The organism is Streptomyces sp. HUAS YS2, assembly GCF_033343995.1.
Classification (GTDB): Bacteria; Actinomycetota; Actinomycetes; order Streptomycetales; family Streptomycetaceae; genus Streptomyces; species Streptomyces solicathayae.
The window spans coordinates 6,338,086-6,353,977 of sequence record NZ_CP137573.1; the positions used below are offsets into that span (position 1 = coordinate 6,338,086).

Consider the following 15,892-nt stretch of genomic DNA (forward strand, 5'->3'; position numbering starts at 1 on the left):
CCTTGAGCCGCAAGGAGATCGATCGATGCTGCCCTGGAAACACGTGCTCAGAGCACTTTCCGTGCTCCTTCTCGCCGTCGCCGCGACGCTCGCCCCCACGGCGGCCGCCCAGGCCGACACCGCCCCCAGCCGAGGCTGGAACGACTTCTCCTGCAAGCCCTCGTCGGCCCACCCCCGCCCCGTCGTCCTGGTCCACGGCACCCTCGGGAACTCGGTCGACAACTGGCTCGTCCTCGCCCCCTACCTCGTCAACCGCGGGTACTGCGTCTTCTCCCTCGACTACGGGCAGCTGCCGAACGTGCCCTTCTTCCACGGGCTCGGGCCCATCGACAAGTCGGCCGAACAGCTCGACGCGTACGTGGACCGGGTCCTGGCCGCCACCGGCGCCGGCGAGGTCGACCTGGTCGGCCACTCGCAGGGCGGCATGATGCCCCGTCACTACCTGAAGTTCCTCGGCGGGGCCGAGAAGGTGAACGCGCTCGTCGGGATCGCCCCCGACAACCACGGCACCACGCTCCTCGGCCTCACCAGGCTGCTGCCGTACTTCCCCGGCGCCGCCGACCTGATCAGCGCGCACACCCCGGGCCTCGCCGACCAGGTGGCGGGCTCGCCGTTCCTCACGAAGCTGAACGAGGGCGGGGACACCGTGCCCGGCGTCACGTACACGGTGATCGCCAGCCGGTACGACGAGGTGGTCACCCCGTACCGCTCGCAGTTCCTGTCCGGTGAGCACGTCACCAACGTCCTGATCCAGGACAAGTGCGCGCTGGACCTGTCCGAGCACGTGGCGATCGGGACGGTGGACCGGATCACCTTCCACGAGGTCGCCAACGCCCTCGACCCGGCCCGCGCGACGCCGACCACCTGCGCGTCGGTGATCGGTTAGTTCGTCCGGCGCGTCCGGCGGGTCGTCGCGAACAGCACGGTCGCGCCTAGCGCGAGCACGGCGGCGCCGCCGACCGCGAGGTACGGGGTCGCGGCGTCGCCACCGGTCGCGGCGAGCTTCTCGTCCGCCCCGGCGGCCTCGCCCGCCGGGGCGGGCGCGTTGGGGGCGGCGGGGGTCGGAGCGGCGGCGGTCGGGGCCGTGCTCGAAGCGGCGCCGGTGTGGGCGTCGTCGTCGCCGTGGCCGCCGTGCTCGACGGAGGACTTGCCCGCGCCTTCGTCGATCTGCTCGTCGGAGGGGGCGCTGGGCGCGGGCGCGGTCGTACCGCTGTCCTTCCCGAACACCACGTCGGAGCAGGTGTAGAAGGCCTCGGGGGAGTCCGAGCGCTGCCAGATCGAGTAGACGAGGTGGCGGCCCGACTTCTTCGGGACGTCGCCCTGGAAGACGTAGTCGCCGTTCTCCATCCGCGGGTCGGTGACCGTGGCGAACGGCTTGTCCTCCAGGTCCGACCACTTCAGCGGCTTCGTGGGGTCGTACCCGTCCCTGGTGACGTACAGGGCGAAGGAACCGCGGTGCGGGGCGGTCCCCTTGTAGCGGAAGGTGTGCTTCCCGGCCTTCAGCCGGCTGGCCGGCCAGTCGCCGCGGGCCAGGTCGAGGCCGCGGTACTTGTCGTTGCCCGCGCTGCAGAGCTTGCCGTCCGGGATCAGCTCGCGGTGCTTGCCGGCGGCGTTGGCGATGTTCACCGCGTTCCAGTCGTAGAACGCCTGCGTCCCGCTCGCCGCGACGGCCGCCTTGCACGCGGCCGACTTCGGGCTCTCCGGCCCCTCCGCGTAACAGGCCGACACCCGGCTCACCGGGTCCGTCATCGACCCGTGCGCGGCGGCCGGGAACGCGGCCGGTCCGGCGAGCGCGAGCGTGGCGAGCCCGAGGGCGAGGGATCCGGCGGCGGCCTTGCGGCGAGCGGTCATGGCGGCGGTCTCCTTGGAGGCGGTTCGAGGGTGTGGAGCCGGTGGCTCGGCCCCTACGAAACCCCGGAATCCGCCGCCGGAACGGCCCCGGACCGATCTTTAGGGCGGCGTTAAGGCGGGGGTAAGCGCCGCCTTAAGGAACAGGTCCGGGACAGAGTCGGGACGGGGGTGTCACGCGTTGGTCGTGCACATGACCTATTCTCGGTCGCCGGGGGGTGGACTGACCTATGTCCTTTTACGTTGACGCCGCCGGCCTCGCCGGAGCGGGCGGTTCCGCACGACGCACCATGCCGACGCCACTGGTGGTGGCCCGCTGGCTGGTGTACGTCCTGTTCGGGGCGACGATCTTCGGCGGCCTCGGCCTGATGCTGTCCGCCGTCCAAGTCGGCGCGTTCGACGGCCTGGTGCTCGGCGTGCTGCTGTACGCGGCGGCGCCCGGCATCACCGGATGGGTGCTGGTGCGGCGGGCGGGGACGGGCGGGAACAAGCTCCGCTGGGGTCTGATAGCCGTTCAGATCTGGCTGATGATGGGCGCGTTGGGGAACCTGCGCACCGGTTCGATCCAGGGCTTCACCCAACTCCTGCTGCCCGTCGTCATCCTGGCGTTCCTGTGCGTGCGGGACACCAGGGAGTGGTTCGACTCGGACGTGTCCGAGCGGAGCGAGGAGCAGGCGTTCTCCCTGGCGCACATGATCACCTGGCGCCGGGACCGCGGTCAGTCCGCGCTCGAGTACACCGGCATGATCATCCTGGTCGTGGCGATCGTCACGGCCCTGCTGATGACGAACACCGGCGGGCGGATGGCCGGCGAGTTCAAGGAGTCCGTCTGCGAGGTGGTCGGTCAGTCCTGCCCCGCCGACGGCGGCGGCGACGAGACGACCCAGGCGGGCAAGGGCGAGAACGGCGGCGCGTCCGGGGGTGCGGACGGCGGCGCGGACGGGGGAACCGGCGACGGCGGCGCGGACGGCGCCACCGGCGGGGACACGGGCGGCAACACCCAGGACGGACCCGGCACCGACCTGCCCGGCGCGTCCGAGGGCGACGACGAGGGCGGCGATCCCACCGACCCCTACGAGCAGATCGGCGACGGCCCGAAGAAGGACGACGAGGGCGACGACAAGGGCGGCGAGAACAACGACTGCTCCGGCTTCTGGGGCTGCTCCGCCGACTACGGCGGCCAGGTCGTCGAGGGTCTCTTCGTCGACGGCATCTGGGGCGATCTGACCGACACCTGGAACACGATCATCCACCCGATCGACAGCATCTCGGGGCTCGGCGACTACGGCAGCCTGCTCGGTGACACCTGGAACGAGAGCACCAAGGACGCCGGCAGCAAGTGGGACAAGGGCGACTACCTCGGCGCCCTGGGCGACTGGGGCGGCGGCGCCGTCGACGTCGTCAAGAAGCCGCTGGACGACATGTTCATCGGCGACGAGGTCCGCGACAAGTGGAACAACGGCGAGAAGACCCAGGCGGCGACCAACGTCATCTGGAACGTCGGCTCGCTCTTCATCCCCGGCTACGGCGAGGCCAAGGCCGCGGCGAAGCTGGGCAAGCTCGGCCGCCTCGGCAAGGTCGTGAACAAGATCACCGAGGTCGTCGACAAGGCCAAGGACGCGACGGGCAAGGCGCGCAAGGCCGCGGCGGCGGGCGATACCAAGGGCGCCCGGGACGCCGCGAAGGAGGCGCAGGACGCCGCTGACGACGCGAAGAAGAAGGTCGAGGAGGCGGGGTCCTGCACCCTGGCCCTCGGCGGTGCCCGGCGCGTCCCGTACGGCGGCGGCACACCACGGCCCTTCGGCGTCCCCGGCAACGGCACCGGCGTAGTCGCGGCCCCGCCGGCCGCGGTCCCGGTGGTCTTCGCGCAGGGTCCCGAGCGGTGTGAGGGCGAGGCGGCGGACAACGCCCGCGAGGCCCAGAAGCAGGCCGATGAGGCCGACAACATCGCCGACGCGGCGGACCTCGACGCCTCGGCGGACAAGGTCAAGCAGACGATCCTCGACGCCCGCGACAAGCAGAAGACGCCCAAGGAGGACCGCTTCCAGCTGAACGAGAAGGGCATCGACAACCTGGTCAAGAGGGCCAAGGACGACCCGGACTACAGGAAGGGCGAGTACAGCAAGGAGGAACTGGCCTCCGCGCTGAACGACCTGGACGCGATGCTGAAGAACAAGGCCATCGACAACCAGACCCGGGGCTCCCTCGCCTCGACCGTCCTCAAGGCGACCGACCGGCACCAGCTGGCCGAGGCCATGGCCGAGGTCAGGGCCGCCCAGCGGTCCGTGGCCGAGGCGGCGCCCGGCACCAAGGTGTACGGCGCGGTCGGCGCCAAGAAGGGCCGCCAGTCCGTGGACCTGGGCGACGGCACGAAGGTCGACGTCAGCGCCGTCGACGACGTCGACGTCCTGTACCGGGGCAAGGACGGCAACGTCAACGCCGTCGAGGTCAAGAACACCGCGAACGCGGCCACCAAGGCGACCATCCCGGCCCAGGCGAAGAACCTCGCCGACTGGGCCAAGGCGGACGGCGCGAACCCGCCGCGGGTGGCCCGGTACGAGATCGAGCAGCAGAAGGACTGGCACAAGATCTTCGACGGCTACCAGAAGGGCAAGGACGGCACCACTCCTCCGGGCACCCCGGCCCAGACCTTCGCGGACAACGGCCTCGGCGTCCGCATCGCCGGTCAGGACTTCACCCCGCAGCAGATGAAGTCCATGAACGACGCGTGGAACGCCAAGTCCGACGCGGAGAAGCGGGCGGCGCTCGACTCGGGCAAGATGAACGACCCGAAGAGCGCGATGGACTACCTGGGAGTCAAGTGAGCGCGAACGACACCCCGCTGCTGCCGGAAGCGCTGCGCGCCTCGCCCTTCGGGTGGGGAGCGTGGCCCTCCGACGAGAACGCCGAGCTGCTCGCGCTCGCCCGCGGCGTACTGGAAGCGGCGCTGCCGGCGGCGCCGCTCGCGGTGCCCGAACCGCCCTTCCTCGGGCACGCCGACGAGAAGTTCTACGCCGACGACGAAGAGGTGCCCGACTGGGTGCTCGTCTGGCCGGTGCTGTACGACCACGTCGACGGCGTCCACGTGACCGCCGGGCAGATGGCCGCCGCCGAGGCGGAGTGTGCCCGGCGGGGGCTGGACACCACGGACTTCCAGGAGGTCTGGGTCCGCCGGATCACCGGGTGGATCGTCGAGAAGGCCCTGGAGTGGTGCGGGCTCATGGTCGACGACCTCGACTCGCTCACCCCGTGGTTCCCGGAACTCGCCGAGCAGTACGCCCTTCGGGGCCTGGCCGCCGAACAGGCTGTCTCCGCGCTGCGCGGCACCGTCGATCTCCCGGCGAGCCGCGCCGCGCTGACGCGGCTCGCCGCCGACACGTCGCTGCCCGACGACATCCGCGAACTCGCCGCGTACCCGCTCGGCCGCTAGCGGCCCCGCCCGGAGCTCCGGTACCGGCGTTCCGGGCGGCCCGTGCCGCCGTACTTGAGGGTGACCTCCGCGCGGCCCGTCTCCGCGAAGTACTCCAGGTAGCGGCGGGCGCTCACCCGGGACAACGAACCCGCCTCCGCGCACTCCGTGGCCGACAGGCCCTCCGGGTGGGCGCGGAGGATGCCCTCCACCAGGTCCGCAGTGTGCGCGGCGAGGCCCTTGGGGAGTTCCCGGGAGCCCGGCGGGCGGGTGCCGAAGATCTGGTCCACGTCCTCCTGGCGGGCCTCCTCGAGCCCGTCCAGGCGGGCCCGCAGCGAGGCCACGTGCAGCAGCTGCTCGCGCAGCGCGGCCTGGTTGAACGGCTTGATCAGGTAGTGCAGCGCGCCCGCCCGCAGCGCCGAGCGGACCGTGCCCGCGTCCCGCGCCGCCGTGATGAACAGGGCGTCCATGCCGAGACCGGCCGCACGCAGCTCCCGCAGGACGTCGATGCCGTCCATGTCGGGCAGGAAGATGTCGAGCAGGACGAGGTCCGGGCGCAGCGCCCGCGCCGCGCGCAGCGCGTCCGTGCCGTTGTGGGCGACCCCGACGACGGAGAAACCCTCCACGGCCGAGACATACCGGGCGTGCAGCTTCGCGACCATGAAGTCGTCGTCCACCACCAGCACGTTCGTCACGCGGACACGCTAGGTCGCGACCACAAGGACCACAACGTCCGTTGATTGCGGAAGAGAGACAGCTTCTTAACGCGCGGGCAACATGTGGGCCACTTCACATCCCCAACCGAGAGGCGGCACACGTGCGTCTGCGCACTCCCCTCGCCCTGTTCGGGGCCGCGCTGCTGGTGCTGGTGGGGCCGCCGCTGCTGTCCGCAGGCAGCGGCTCCGACACCGGCACCCGGATACCGGGCCTGCGCGTCATGGTCCCGAACACCCCCGGCGGCGGCTACGACATCACCGCCCGCACCGCGGCCAAGAACGCCGAGGAGGCCGGGCTCACCAGCGACATCGAGGTCTTCAACCTGCCCGGCGCCGGCGGCACCGTCGGCCTGACCCGGCTGGTCGGCGAGCACGGCAACGGCCGGCTCGCGATGTCCATGGGACTCGGCGTCGTCGGCGCCGTCCACACCAACAAGACCCCGAAGACCCTCGCCGACACCACCCCGATCGCCCGGCTCACCATGGAGCAGGACATCGTCGTGGTGAGCAAGAACTCCCCGTACAAGACCGTTCAGGACCTTCTCGCCGCCTGGAAGAAGGACCCCGGCAAGCTGCCCGTCGGCGGCGGCTCCTCGCCCGGCGGCCCCGACCACCTCGCCCCGATGCTGATGGCCCAGGCCGCCGGCATCGCCCCGAAGAGCGTCAACTACGTGCCCTTCGACGGCGGCGGCGAACTCCTCGCCTCCATCCTCGGCAACAAGGTCGCCTTCGGCGTCTCCGGTGTCGGCGAGTACCTCGACCAGATCGAGTCCGGCGAACTCCGCCTGCTCGCCGTGACCGGCGCCGAGCGGATCCCCGGCCTCGACGCGCCCACCCTGCGCGAGGCCGGACTCGACACCGAGTTCATCAACTGGCGTGGCATCGTCGCCCCGCCCGGACTGACCGACGCCGAGCGGCAGAAGCTCGTCGGCCTGGTCACCCGGCTGCACGACTCCCCGGAGTGGAAGCAGTCGCTCAAGAAGAACAACTGGAACGACGCCTTCATGACCGGCGACGAGTTCGGCGACTTCCTCACCGAGCAGGACGAGCGCGTCGGCTCCGTACTGAAGGAGCTGGGACTGTGACCACGACCTCCGACACGCCCACGACGACCACCCCCGGACGGTCCTCCTGGCTGCGCGAGCACTCCGAACTCGGGGTGAGTCTCATCCTGCTGCTCCTCGGCGGCCTCGTCCTCACCGACGCCCTCACCATGAGCGTCGACATCGCCCAGCGCGGCCCCGTCGGCCCGAAGACCGTCCCGCTGGTCGTCGGCGCCGGACTCCTCGTCGTCGCCGTGCTGCTCGCCGTGGACGTGCTCCGCGGCGGCCGCGGCGAGTCCGAGGGCGGCGAGGACGTCGACCTGTCCGAGCCGAGCGACCGGCGCACCGTCCTGCTCCTCGCCGGCGTCTTCCTCGGCTTCGCCGTCCTCATCGGTCCGCTCGGCTTCCCCGTCTCCGGCGCGCTGCTCTTCTGGGGCGCCGCGTACGCCCTCGGCAGCCGCCACCTGCACCGCGACCCGCTCATCGCGGCGGCCCTCGCGCTGGTCACCTACGTCGTCTTCAACAACCTGCTCGGAGTCCCGCTGCCCGGCGGCCCGCTGATGGGGGTGCTCTGACCCATGGATTCCCTGAACTCCCTGATCGACGGATTCGGCACGGCGCTCACCCCGATGAACCTGCTGTGGGCCGCCATCGGCGTGCTCCTCGGCACCGCCATCGGCGTCCTGCCCGGCATCGGACCCGCCATGGCGGTCGCGCTGCTGCTGCCCGTCACGTACGGACTCGAACCGACCGGCGCGTTCATCATGTTCGCCGGCATCTACTACGGCGCAATGTTCGGCGGCTCCACCACGTCCATCCTGCTCAACACCCCTGGCGAGAGCGCCGCGGTGGTCGCCGCCATCGAGGGCAATCCGATGGCCAAGGGCGGGCGCGGCGCGCAGGCGCTCGCCGCCGCGGCCGTCGGCCACTTCGCCGGCGGCATGATCGGCACGATGCTGCTGGTCGTCCTCGCGCCCACGGTCGCGAAGCTCGCCGTCGACATCGGCGCCCCCGACTACCTCGCTCTCATGGTCCTCGCGTTCATCGCCGTGACCTCCGTCCTCGGCTCCTCCCGGATCCGCGGCCTGGCCTCGCTCCTCATCGGACTCACCCTCGGCCTGGTCGGCCTCGACCAGATGACCGGCCAGCAGCGGCTCACCTTCGGCTCGCTCCAGCTCGCCGACGGCATCGACGTCGTCATCGTCGCGGTCGGCCTGTTCGCCATCGGCGAAGCCCTGTGGGTCGCCGCCCACCTGCGCCGCACCGCCGGCGAGGCCATCCCGGTCGGCCGCCCGTGGCTGGGGAAGGACGACGTGAGGCGCACCTGGAAGTCCTGGCTGCGCGGGCCCGTGATCGGCTTCCCGTTCGGCGCGATCCCGGCCGGCGGTGCGGAGATCCCCACCTTCCTGTCGTACGTCACCGAGAAGCGGTTGTCGAAGCACAAGGACGAGTTCGGCCGCGGCGCCATCGAGGGCGTCGCCGGACCCGAGTCCGCCGCCTCCGCCTCCGCGGCCGGCACGCTCGTCTCCATGCTCACCCTCGGCCTGCCCACCACGGCCGTCGCCGCCGTCATGCTCGCCGCCTTCCAGCAGTACGGCATCCAGCCCGGCCCGCTGCTCTTCGAGCGCGAACCAGAGCTGGTGTGGGGCCTGATCGCCTCGCTGTTCGTCGGCATGGTGCTGCTGCTCGCGCTCAATCTGCCGCTCGCCCCGGTCTGGGCGAAGCTGCTGCGCATCCCGCGCCCGTACTTGTACGCCGGCATCCTGTTCTTCGCCGCGGTCGGCGCGTACGCGGTCGGCGGCGAGGCGTTCGACCTCGTCGTCCTGCTGGTCATCGGCCTGATCGGGTTCGGCATGCGCCGGTACGGACTGCCCGTGCTGCCCGCCGTCATCGGCGTGATCCTCGGCCCGGCCGCCGAACAGCAACTGCGCCGCGCCCTGCAGATCAGCGACGGCTCGCTCACCGGCCTGGTGAACACGCCCTTCGCGGTCACCGTGTACGCCGTGATCCTGCTCCTGCTCGCCTGGCCCCTGGTGAGGAAGGTGATCAACCGCCGCCGTACCGTGGCGGCATGACCGACCGTACGACGCACGACGCACCCCGGCCCGCGACGGCCGCCGACGTACCCGCCGTGAAGGCCGTGATCGACGCGGCCTTCACCCACTACATCGACCGGATCGGCCTCGTGCCGGCCCCGATGCGGGCGGACCACGCGGCGAACGTCGCCGCGGGCCGGGTCTTCGTCTGCGGCGAGCCGGTGACCGGGCTCGTCGTGCTGTTCCCCGAGGCCGATCACCTCTACCTGGACACCGTCGCCGTGCATCCCGACGCCCAGGGCACCGGCCTCGGCCGGGTCCTGCTCGACTGGGTGGAGACGCACGCCCGGGCCCTCGGCACCCCCGAGGTCCGGCTGCTCACCAACGCGATGATGTGGGAGAACCAGAAGCTGTACGAGCGGTACGGGTACGAGGTCGTGGAGCGGCGGCTCGAAGAAGGACGGTACGACCGTATTCACTACCGGAAGATCCTCAACGCGCCACCGATGGAGTGAGGTTCGGGCGGATCGGCGGCGCGGTCCGGTATCCCTGGCGGGCGGCGCCACCCCCGGCGCCCCATCCCGAAGGGACCCCTCCTCCATGCGCGCTCGTCTCGTCCTCGGCACCGTCGCCGCTGCGCTCCTGCTCGCCGCCGCCTCGACCGCCCACGCGGTTCCCACGGCCCCCGCGGACGGCGTTTCCGTCGACAGCACCGGCGCCCTGGCCGCCGACGGCACGGTGACGCTGTTCGGCACGTACCGGTGCCTCGACGACAGCGCGGGCCCGGTGTTCGTGAGCAGCACCCTGGTCCAGGACGAGCGGTCGCAGGGGATCGGTGGCACCCGGGCCGTCTGCGACGGCCGGGTGCACACCTGGAGCAACTCCTCGGTCGTCCGGGACCCCGCCTACCGGCCGGGTGACGCCCGGGTGCAGGCCACCCTGATGCAGCTCACGACGGACGCGATCGGCATCCCGCTGCCCGAGTTCCGGGCGCTGCGGGACGCAGCCGTCACACTCGGCTAGCGGAGCAGGTCAAGCAGGCCGTCGCGGCCCAGGGCCTCCAGCTCGTCGAGCGCCGCGACGGCGCACGCGGCCGCCTCCGGGTCGGCGCCGGCCAGGCCGCTCGCCGCGAACTCGTCCTCGTCGAGCCGCAGCACCTCGCCGCCGTCCGCGGACACCCACAGGTCCAGGTCGAGGTCCTCGACCACGACCTGCCCGGCGTCCACGGCGGCGGGCCGGGTGACGTCGCAGTACCAGCCCTTGAGCGTGCCGTCGCCGGACCGGACCTCCTTCACCGCGTACCAGCGGTCCCGCCAGTAGTGCTCGGTGAACACGTCGCCCGGCTCGAACCGGACGAACCCGAAGTCACGGACCCCGTCGGCGGCCCAGGGCGCGCGGACGCTGAGCCGGACGCCGTCGTCGGCGACCACCTCCGCCGGGTAACGGATCTTCGTCCGGCCCGCCTTCACCAGAACGATCTCGACCTCGACCTCGACGTCAGCCGACGCGGCGGACATACCTGACCTCCGTTGCGCAGATCTCGTAACCGAACCACTTGTTGATCGCCAGCATCGGGCCGTTGCCGGTGTCGTTGCCGGTGAACGCCTCCGTGCAGCCGGCCACGCGGGCCCGGTGCAGCGAGTCGTTCTTGGCGAGCTTCGCGAGGCCCCGGCCGCGGAAGGCGGGCGCGGTGCCGGTCATGCCCGTGCCGTACCGGCCCGTGCCGTCGGTCCGCGCGGCGCTGAACGCGGCGGGCACGCCGTCGACCACGGCCACGGTGGTCAGCTCGGCGTCGAACAGCGGGTGGCGCCAGGTCGTCGCCAGCCAGTGGTCGTAGTCGGCGAGTTCGGTGCCCACGTCGCCCGGCTCGTCGGCGGTGGTCAGCGCGTCCAGCTCGAACAGCGGCCGGGGGTCACCCGCGAACGCGGCGGCCGGCCGCAGCTCGACACCGGCGGGCGGCTCCTGGAGCGGCGGCAGCGGTGCGGAGGCCAGGTCGAGGCGGAGGAAGTGCGCCGAGCGCCTGGACGCGTACCCGTGCCGCTCGGCGAAGGCCCGGTTGCCCGGCTCGTCCAGGATCCAGGTGTACAGGTCCTTCGCCCCCTGCTCCACCAGGTACTCCTCCGAGGCCCGGGCCAGCAGCGTCCCGGCGCCCCGCCCCCGCCTCTCCGGATGCACGTACACGTTGGCGTAACCGGCGTTCTCCTGGGGGCTGTCGTACGCGAGCCCGACCTGGGCGGAGCCGATGATCTCGCCGTCCGCCTCGGCGACGAGCGGCCGGTAGCGGGCGTCGGGGTGGGCGTGCGCCCAGTCGAAGGCGACCTGCTCGGGGGTGGCGAGCATGAAGGGGAGGGCGGCGCGGCGCACGCGGGCGAAGCCCTCGGCGTCCTCCGGCCGGACGTCACGGACGATCACAGTCATGGTGTCGCACGCTACGCGCGGGCCCGCCGGAGCCGCCTCCCATTTTCCGCCGCTCGTGGTGGCCGGCCTGCGACAATCCGTCCGTGACCCTGAAGATCTCCGTGGACACGGACTCGTCGACCGCCCCGTACGAACAACTGCGTTCCGGCATCTCGGAACAGGCGCGCTCCGGGGTGCTGCCGGTCGGCTACAAGCTCCCGACGGTACGCGGCCTGGCCGAGCAGCTGGGCCTCGCGGCCAACACCGTCGCCAAGGCGTACAAGGCGCTGGAGGCGGACGGCGTGATCGAGACCCGAGGCCGGCACGGCACCTTCGTCGCGGCGGCGGGCGATGCCGCGACCCGGCGCCTGGCGGCGGCCGCCGCGGCGTTCGCCCAGGAGGCGCACCGGCTGGGTGCGACCCGGGAGGACGCCCGAGCGGCGGTCGAGGAAGGCCTGCGGGCCGCGTACGAGGCCTGACGCCCTACCCGGGGCTTACAGGTACAGGCCCGCGTCCGCCGTACGGGACTCCGGGACGGAGGGGGTCTGCGCGCCGCGGCGCAGCGCGTACAGCTCGGCGAGCGTCGCGCCGTCGCGGCCCACGCCGTCCTCCCGGCCGAGCCAGCGGACCGCCTCGCCGCGGGTCAGCGCGCCCACCTCGATCCGGGCCAGGCAGCGGCCGGGCCGGACGACCGCCGGGTGCAGCCGCTCCAGGTCCTCGTTCGTGGTGACCCCCACCAGCACGTTCCGGCCCTGCCCGAGCAGACCGTCCGTCAGGTTGAGCAGCCGGGACAGGGCCTGGCCCGCGGTGTGCTTGGCCTCGCCGCGGATCAGCTCGTCGCAGTCCTCGAGGAGCAGCAGTCGCCAGCGGCCCTTCGCGGTGCCCTCGTCCTCGCCGATCGCGATGTCCATCAGGTAGCCGACGTCGTTGAACAGCCGCTCCGGGTCGAGCACGCAGTCCACCTGGCACCAGTCCCGCCACGACCGGGCCAGAGTGCGCAGCGCGGAGGTCTTGCCGGTGCCGGGCGGGCCGTGGAGCAGCAGCAGTCGGCCCGCGATGTCCTCGGGCGTGACCTTCATCAGCCGGTCCATCGCCTCGGCCACCGGCGCGGTGTAGTTGGGGCGGACCTCGTCCCAGGTGCCGGCGGTGATCTGCCGGGTCGTACGGTGCGGGCCGCGCCGGGGCGACACGTACCAGAACCCCATCGTCACGTTCTCCGGCTGGGGTTCCGGCTCGTCCTTGGCGCCGTCCGTGGCGTCCTTCAGGACGCGCTCGGCCAGCTCCGGCCCGGTCGCCGTGACGGTGACGTCGGCGCCGCGGTTCCACCGCGACACCAGCAGCGTCCAGCCCTCGCCCTCGGCGAGCAGGGCGCTGCGGTCGTCGTCCTTGGCGGCCCGCAGCACCTTCGCGCCGGCGGGCAGCAGGGTCGCCCCGGGCTTGACCCGGTCCAGCGTGGTGCTGTGCGCGTGCGGCTGCTCGCCGGTGGCGAACCGGCCGAGGAAGAGCGCGTCGACGACGTCGGACGGGGAGTCGCTGTCGTCGACGGTGAGCCGGATCGGCAGCACGCGGTGCGGTTCCGCGGGGGTGTCGGGCATGGCGCCCATGATCCGGCAATCGGGCATTGGGTGCACGGTGTTTTGAACGGGACGATCCGTGTGGCCCGCAGCGCCTGGGTGAACTGATTTCGAATCAGTTGCGTGCGAACGCTCGACTGGCCGGATCTCGAGGGTCGTGACGAGTCGTCACGGAACCCTCCGTAGATGTTCTTGGCATGGACACTTCCAGAGATCTACGCGCGGTGCTACCACGGAGTAGGCAGAGATCCTGCTAAAGGGAGGTCCTATGAAACTGTCCCGATTCGCGGCATTCTCCTCCTCGTTGCTCCTCGGCGCCGTCCTCGCCCTCACCGGGGCGGGGGCGGCGCAGGCCGCGGAGAGCGCCGCGCTCGACTACGTGGCCCTGGGCGACTCGTACTCCTCCGGCGTGGGTGCCGGGAGCTACGACAGCGCCAGCGGTTCCTGCAAGCGGTCCACGAAGGCCTATCCGGTCCTGTGGGCTGCCGCGAACTCACCCTCCTCGTTCGCCTTCACCGCCTGCTCGGGCGCTCGTACGGGTGATGTCACGGCCAATCAGCTCGGCCCCCTGTCCGCCGCCACCGACCTGGTCTCCGTCACGATCGGGGGAAATGACGCCGGCTTCGCCGACGTCATGACCACCTGTGTGCTCCAGTCCGAAGCCACCTGCATCAGCCGCGTGAATCAAGCCAAGAGCTATGTCGACACCACCCTGCCCGGCAAGCTGGACGCGGTGTACAACGCGATCCGGAACAAGGCGCCGTCGGCCCGCGTCGTCGTTCTCGGCTACCCCCGCTTCTACAAGCTCGGCGGCAGTTGCATCGCCGGGCTGAGCGAGAACGAGCGCGCCGCCATCAACAGCGGCTCGGACTACCTCAACGCCGCCACCGCGAAGCGCGCCGCCGACCACGGCTTCACCTTCGCGAGCGTCGTCCCGGCCTTCACCGGGCACGAGATCTGCTCCGGCTCGGCGTGGCTGCACAGCGTCAACTGGCTCAACATCGGCGAGTCCTACCACCCCACCGCCTCCGGCCAGTCCGGCGGCTACCTGCCCAGCTTCAGAAACGTGGCGTGACCGATCCCGTCGGGTAGGTGGCCCCGCCCGTCGGGGTCGCCTCCTCGCAGGTCACCGAGAACGCCACCCAGTTCGAGCGCACCTCGACCGGGTTCCGGACCTCCACCCGGATCCGGTCGTGGCGCGTCCCGCCCGCCTCGTACGTCAGCTCCGTGTGCTCCACCTGCCGCTGTTTCGCGCCGTCCGCCGCGAACTCCAGGGTCTTCCAGCCGCCGGCCGAGCTCGTGCCGCTCTCCGTGGCCCAGCGGTACTCCACGGTCGCCGGGAGGTTCCCCACGCCGATCGTCGCGGTGAACGCCGGTGCCTCCGCCGCCGGCGCCGGGCAGGTCCCGCTGTAACTCCCGCGCACCGCCTTCGCCCACGCGGTCACCGTCTGCTTCGGCGGCGCGGTCGTGCCGTGCCCGGTCGCGGGCGGTGTGGTTGCCGGCGGAGTCGTGGCGGGCGGCGTGGTCGGCGGCGCGGAGGTGCCGCCGCCCGCCGTGGCGGTGCCGGCGGACGTACCGCCGTCGTCGCTCCCGGCCGTGGTACCGCCCGTGCCACCGGGGTCGTCCTCGCGCAGCAGCGTGTACGTCAGCCCGCCCACGGCCAGCAGCAGGACGGCGATCCCGGCGGCCAGCGTCGCCACCGCGCGCCGCGGCCGTCCTGGGCCCTCGCCGGCCGGCGTCGGCGTGTCCGGCCCGCCGGGCGGGGGAGGCTGCGGGGGCCCCGCCCGCGTCGGGCCGATGTTGCCGTCCGCTCGGGTCCCCGCCATGACCGTCGTCGTGTCCTGGCCCGACGCGATCGGCCCCGTACGCGGCGCTCCGCCCGCGCCGATCACCCGCAGCTGCTCGGCAGCCTCCCGCGCCGACAGCCGCTCGTCGGGCTCCTTGCGCAGCAGTCCCTCGATCACCGGCGTCAGCGCGCCCGCCCGCCGGGGCGGCGGCAGTTCCTCGTCCACCACCGCGCGCAGCGTGCTGAGCGGAGTGTCCTGCCGGAACGGGGAGTTGCCCTCGACCGCCGCGTACAGCAGCACGCCGAGCGACCACAGGTCCGACGCCGGTCCGGTGGCCCGCCCCAACGCCCGCTCGGGGGCGAGGAATTCGGGGGAGCCGACCAGTTCGCCGGTCATGGTGAGGTTCGAGCTGCCCTCCACGAGCGCGATGCCGAAGTCCGTGAGCACCACCCGGCCGTCGTTGGCGAGCAGGACGTTGCCCGGCTTCACGTCGCGGTGCAGCACACCGGCCTCGTGGGCGGCCCGCAGTGCCTGCAGCACCTCCGCCCCGATGCGGGCGGCCCGCTGCGGCGGCATCGGCCCCTCCGCGTCCAGCGCCTCCGAGAGCGAGAGGCCGCGGACCAGTTCCATCACGATCCACGGCCGGCCGTCCTCGGTCACGACGTCGTAGACCGTGACGACGTTGCGGTGCGGGATCCGGGCGGCCGCCCACGCCTCCCGCTCCAGCCGGGCGTACAGGCGGCGCACGTCGTCGGCGGCGAGTCCGGCCGGGGCCCGGACCTCCTTCACCGCCACCTCGCGGCCGAGCACCTCGTCGCGGGCCCGCCAGACGACGCCCATGCCGCCCTCGCCGAGGGCGCCGAGGAGTCGGTACCGGCCCGCGATCAGCCGATCGCCCTCCGGCGACGCTCCGCTCATGGGTCCCCCTCCGTCGGTCCGCGCCGACACGGCATCACGGCAGAAACCCTTCCAAGTTAGCTCAGGAACGGTCTTCTGCCCCCACCTCGGACACCAACGATCTTGGTGGTGGAGATCACACACCGTCAGATGTCCGCTGGTGACGCCCTTGTGTGCAGGATGGT

At 72.1% G+C, this 15,892-nt stretch carries 16 protein-coding genes; 10 read left to right on the forward strand and 6 right to left on the reverse strand.

The features are described 5' to 3' along the window. Window positions 1–25: 25 nt before the first annotated feature. Entirely contained in the window at window positions 26–886 is an 861-nt protein-coding gene (locus tag R2D22_RS29335; RefSeq protein WP_318107710.1) for an esterase/lipase family protein, read from the forward strand. Here R2D22_RS29335 and R2D22_RS29340 read toward each other — a convergent pair. Continuing rightward, entirely contained in the window at window positions 883–1,851 is a 969-nt protein-coding gene (locus tag R2D22_RS29340; RefSeq protein WP_318107712.1) for a lytic polysaccharide monooxygenase, read from the reverse strand. The genes R2D22_RS29335 and R2D22_RS29340 overlap by 4 nt on opposite strands. A gap of 227 nt (window positions 1,852–2,078) precedes the next feature. On the opposite strand from R2D22_RS29340, the gene R2D22_RS29345 reads away from it, so the two are divergent. Next, a complete protein-coding gene (locus R2D22_RS29345; protein WP_318107713.1) occupies window positions 2,079–4,673 on the forward strand; it encodes a hypothetical protein in 2,595 nt (864 codons plus the stop codon). Further along, on the forward strand, window positions 4,670–5,278 hold the full coding sequence (locus R2D22_RS29350; protein ID WP_318107714.1) for a hypothetical protein: 609 nt from the start codon (window positions 4,670–4,672) through the stop codon (window positions 5,276–5,278). The genes R2D22_RS29345 and R2D22_RS29350 overlap by 4 nt, the downstream gene beginning before the upstream one ends. Here the strand turns inward: R2D22_RS29350 and R2D22_RS29355 are convergent. Beyond that, complete coding sequence (locus R2D22_RS29355) at window positions 5,275–5,952, reverse strand: response regulator (RefSeq protein ID WP_318107715.1); 678 nt, start codon at window positions 5,950–5,952, stop codon at window positions 5,275–5,277. The genes R2D22_RS29350 and R2D22_RS29355 overlap by 4 nt on opposite strands. A gap of 122 nt (window positions 5,953–6,074) precedes the next feature. Here R2D22_RS29355 and R2D22_RS29360 point away from each other — a divergent pair, with 122 nt between their 5' ends. From R2D22_RS29360 to R2D22_RS29380, 5 genes are all read left to right on the forward strand, one after another. Beyond that, window positions 6,075–7,058, forward strand: coding sequence for a Bug family tripartite tricarboxylate transporter substrate binding protein (locus tag R2D22_RS29360; RefSeq protein WP_318107717.1), 984 nt, complete (start codon window positions 6,075–6,077; stop codon window positions 7,056–7,058). Next, window positions 7,055–7,591: a tripartite tricarboxylate transporter TctB family protein gene (locus tag R2D22_RS29365; protein WP_318107719.1), complete on the forward strand. Its 537-nt coding sequence runs from the start codon at window positions 7,055–7,057 to the stop codon at window positions 7,589–7,591. Before R2D22_RS29360 ends, R2D22_RS29365 begins: the two co-directional genes overlap by 4 nt. A 3-nt stretch (window positions 7,592–7,594) precedes the next feature. Continuing rightward, window positions 7,595–9,091 (forward strand): tripartite tricarboxylate transporter permease, encoded by a 1,497-nt coding sequence (locus R2D22_RS29370; protein ID WP_318107721.1) that lies wholly within the window; start codon window positions 7,595–7,597, stop codon window positions 9,089–9,091. Further along, complete coding sequence (locus R2D22_RS29375) at window positions 9,088–9,567, forward strand: GNAT family N-acetyltransferase (protein ID WP_318107723.1); 480 nt, start codon at window positions 9,088–9,090, stop codon at window positions 9,565–9,567. The genes R2D22_RS29370 and R2D22_RS29375 overlap by 4 nt, the downstream gene beginning before the upstream one ends. Window positions 9,568–9,652: 85 nt before the next feature. After that, entirely contained in the window at window positions 9,653–10,075 is a 423-nt protein-coding gene (locus R2D22_RS29380) for a DUF6299 family protein (protein WP_318107724.1), read from the forward strand. On the opposite strand, the gene R2D22_RS29385 is transcribed toward R2D22_RS29380, so the two are convergent. Together R2D22_RS29385 and R2D22_RS29390 are read right to left on the reverse strand one after the other, a co-directional pair. Further along, window positions 10,072–10,569, reverse strand: coding sequence for a ribonuclease FAU-1 family protein (locus R2D22_RS29385; protein WP_318107725.1), 498 nt, complete (start codon window positions 10,567–10,569; stop codon window positions 10,072–10,074). The two genes, R2D22_RS29380 and R2D22_RS29385, sit on opposite strands and share 4 nt — an antisense overlap. Further along, window positions 10,550–11,470 carry a GNAT family N-acetyltransferase gene (locus tag R2D22_RS29390; RefSeq protein WP_318107726.1) on the reverse strand — a complete coding sequence of 307 codons (921 nt, stop codon included), beginning with the start codon at window positions 11,468–11,470 and terminating at the stop codon, window positions 10,550–10,552. Before R2D22_RS29390 ends, R2D22_RS29385 begins: the two co-directional genes overlap by 20 nt. Before the next feature lie 83 nt (window positions 11,471–11,553). Here R2D22_RS29390 and R2D22_RS29395 point away from each other — a divergent pair, with 83 nt between their 5' ends. Then, window positions 11,554–11,928: a GntR family transcriptional regulator gene (locus tag R2D22_RS29395; protein ID WP_318107727.1), complete on the forward strand. Its 375-nt coding sequence runs from the start codon at window positions 11,554–11,556 to the stop codon at window positions 11,926–11,928. A gap of 15 nt (window positions 11,929–11,943) precedes the next feature. Here the strand turns inward: R2D22_RS29395 and R2D22_RS29400 are convergent, their stop codons facing one another. After that, entirely contained in the window at window positions 11,944–13,053 is a 1,110-nt protein-coding gene (locus tag R2D22_RS29400) for a DUF5925 domain-containing protein (RefSeq protein WP_318110065.1), read from the reverse strand. A gap of 238 nt (window positions 13,054–13,291) precedes the next feature. On the opposite strand from R2D22_RS29400, the gene R2D22_RS29405 reads away from it, so the two are divergent. Beyond that, window positions 13,292–14,098 carry an SGNH/GDSL hydrolase family protein gene (locus R2D22_RS29405; RefSeq protein WP_318107728.1) on the forward strand — a complete coding sequence of 269 codons (807 nt, stop codon included), beginning with the start codon at window positions 13,292–13,294 and terminating at the stop codon, window positions 14,096–14,098. On the opposite strand, the gene R2D22_RS29410 is transcribed toward R2D22_RS29405, so the two are convergent. Continuing rightward, window positions 14,082–15,728: a serine/threonine-protein kinase gene (locus R2D22_RS29410; RefSeq protein ID WP_318107730.1), complete on the reverse strand. Its 1,647-nt coding sequence runs from the start codon at window positions 15,726–15,728 to the stop codon at window positions 14,082–14,084. The two genes, R2D22_RS29405 and R2D22_RS29410, sit on opposite strands and share 17 nt — an antisense overlap. Window positions 15,729–15,892: the final 164 nt, after the last annotated feature.

Excerpts from the sequence above, each read along its gene's own strand:
- R2D22_RS29335 (WP_318107710.1), top strand. The coding sequence starts at position 26 with ATGCTGCCCTGGAAACACGTGCTCAGAGCACTTTCCGTGCTCCTTCTC.
- R2D22_RS29340 (WP_318107712.1), bottom strand. The coding sequence starts at position 1,851 with ATGACCGCTCGCCGCAAGGCCGCCGCCGGATCCCTCGCCCTCGGGCTC.
- R2D22_RS29345 (WP_318107713.1), top strand. The coding sequence starts at position 2,079 with ATGTCCTTTTACGTTGACGCCGCCGGCCTCGCCGGAGCGGGCGGTTCC.
- R2D22_RS29370 (WP_318107721.1), top strand. The coding sequence starts at position 7,595 with ATGGATTCCCTGAACTCCCTGATCGACGGATTCGGCACGGCGCTCACC.
- R2D22_RS29375 (WP_318107723.1), top strand. The coding sequence starts at position 9,088 with ATGACCGACCGTACGACGCACGACGCACCCCGGCCCGCGACGGCCGCC.
- R2D22_RS29380 (WP_318107724.1), top strand. The coding sequence starts at position 9,653 with ATGCGCGCTCGTCTCGTCCTCGGCACCGTCGCCGCTGCGCTCCTGCTC.
- R2D22_RS29385 (WP_318107725.1), bottom strand. The coding sequence starts at position 10,569 with ATGTCCGCCGCGTCGGCTGACGTCGAGGTCGAGGTCGAGATCGTTCTG.
- R2D22_RS29390 (WP_318107726.1), bottom strand. The coding sequence starts at position 11,470 with ATGACTGTGATCGTCCGTGACGTCCGGCCGGAGGACGCCGAGGGCTTC.
- R2D22_RS29400 (WP_318110065.1), bottom strand. The coding sequence starts at position 13,053 with ATGGGCGCCATGCCCGACACCCCCGCGGAACCGCACCGCGTGCTGCCG.
- R2D22_RS29405 (WP_318107728.1), top strand. The coding sequence starts at position 13,292 with ATGAAACTGTCCCGATTCGCGGCATTCTCCTCCTCGTTGCTCCTCGGC.
- R2D22_RS29410 (WP_318107730.1), bottom strand. The coding sequence starts at position 15,728 with ATGAGCGGAGCGTCGCCGGAGGGCGATCGGCTGATCGCGGGCCGGTAC.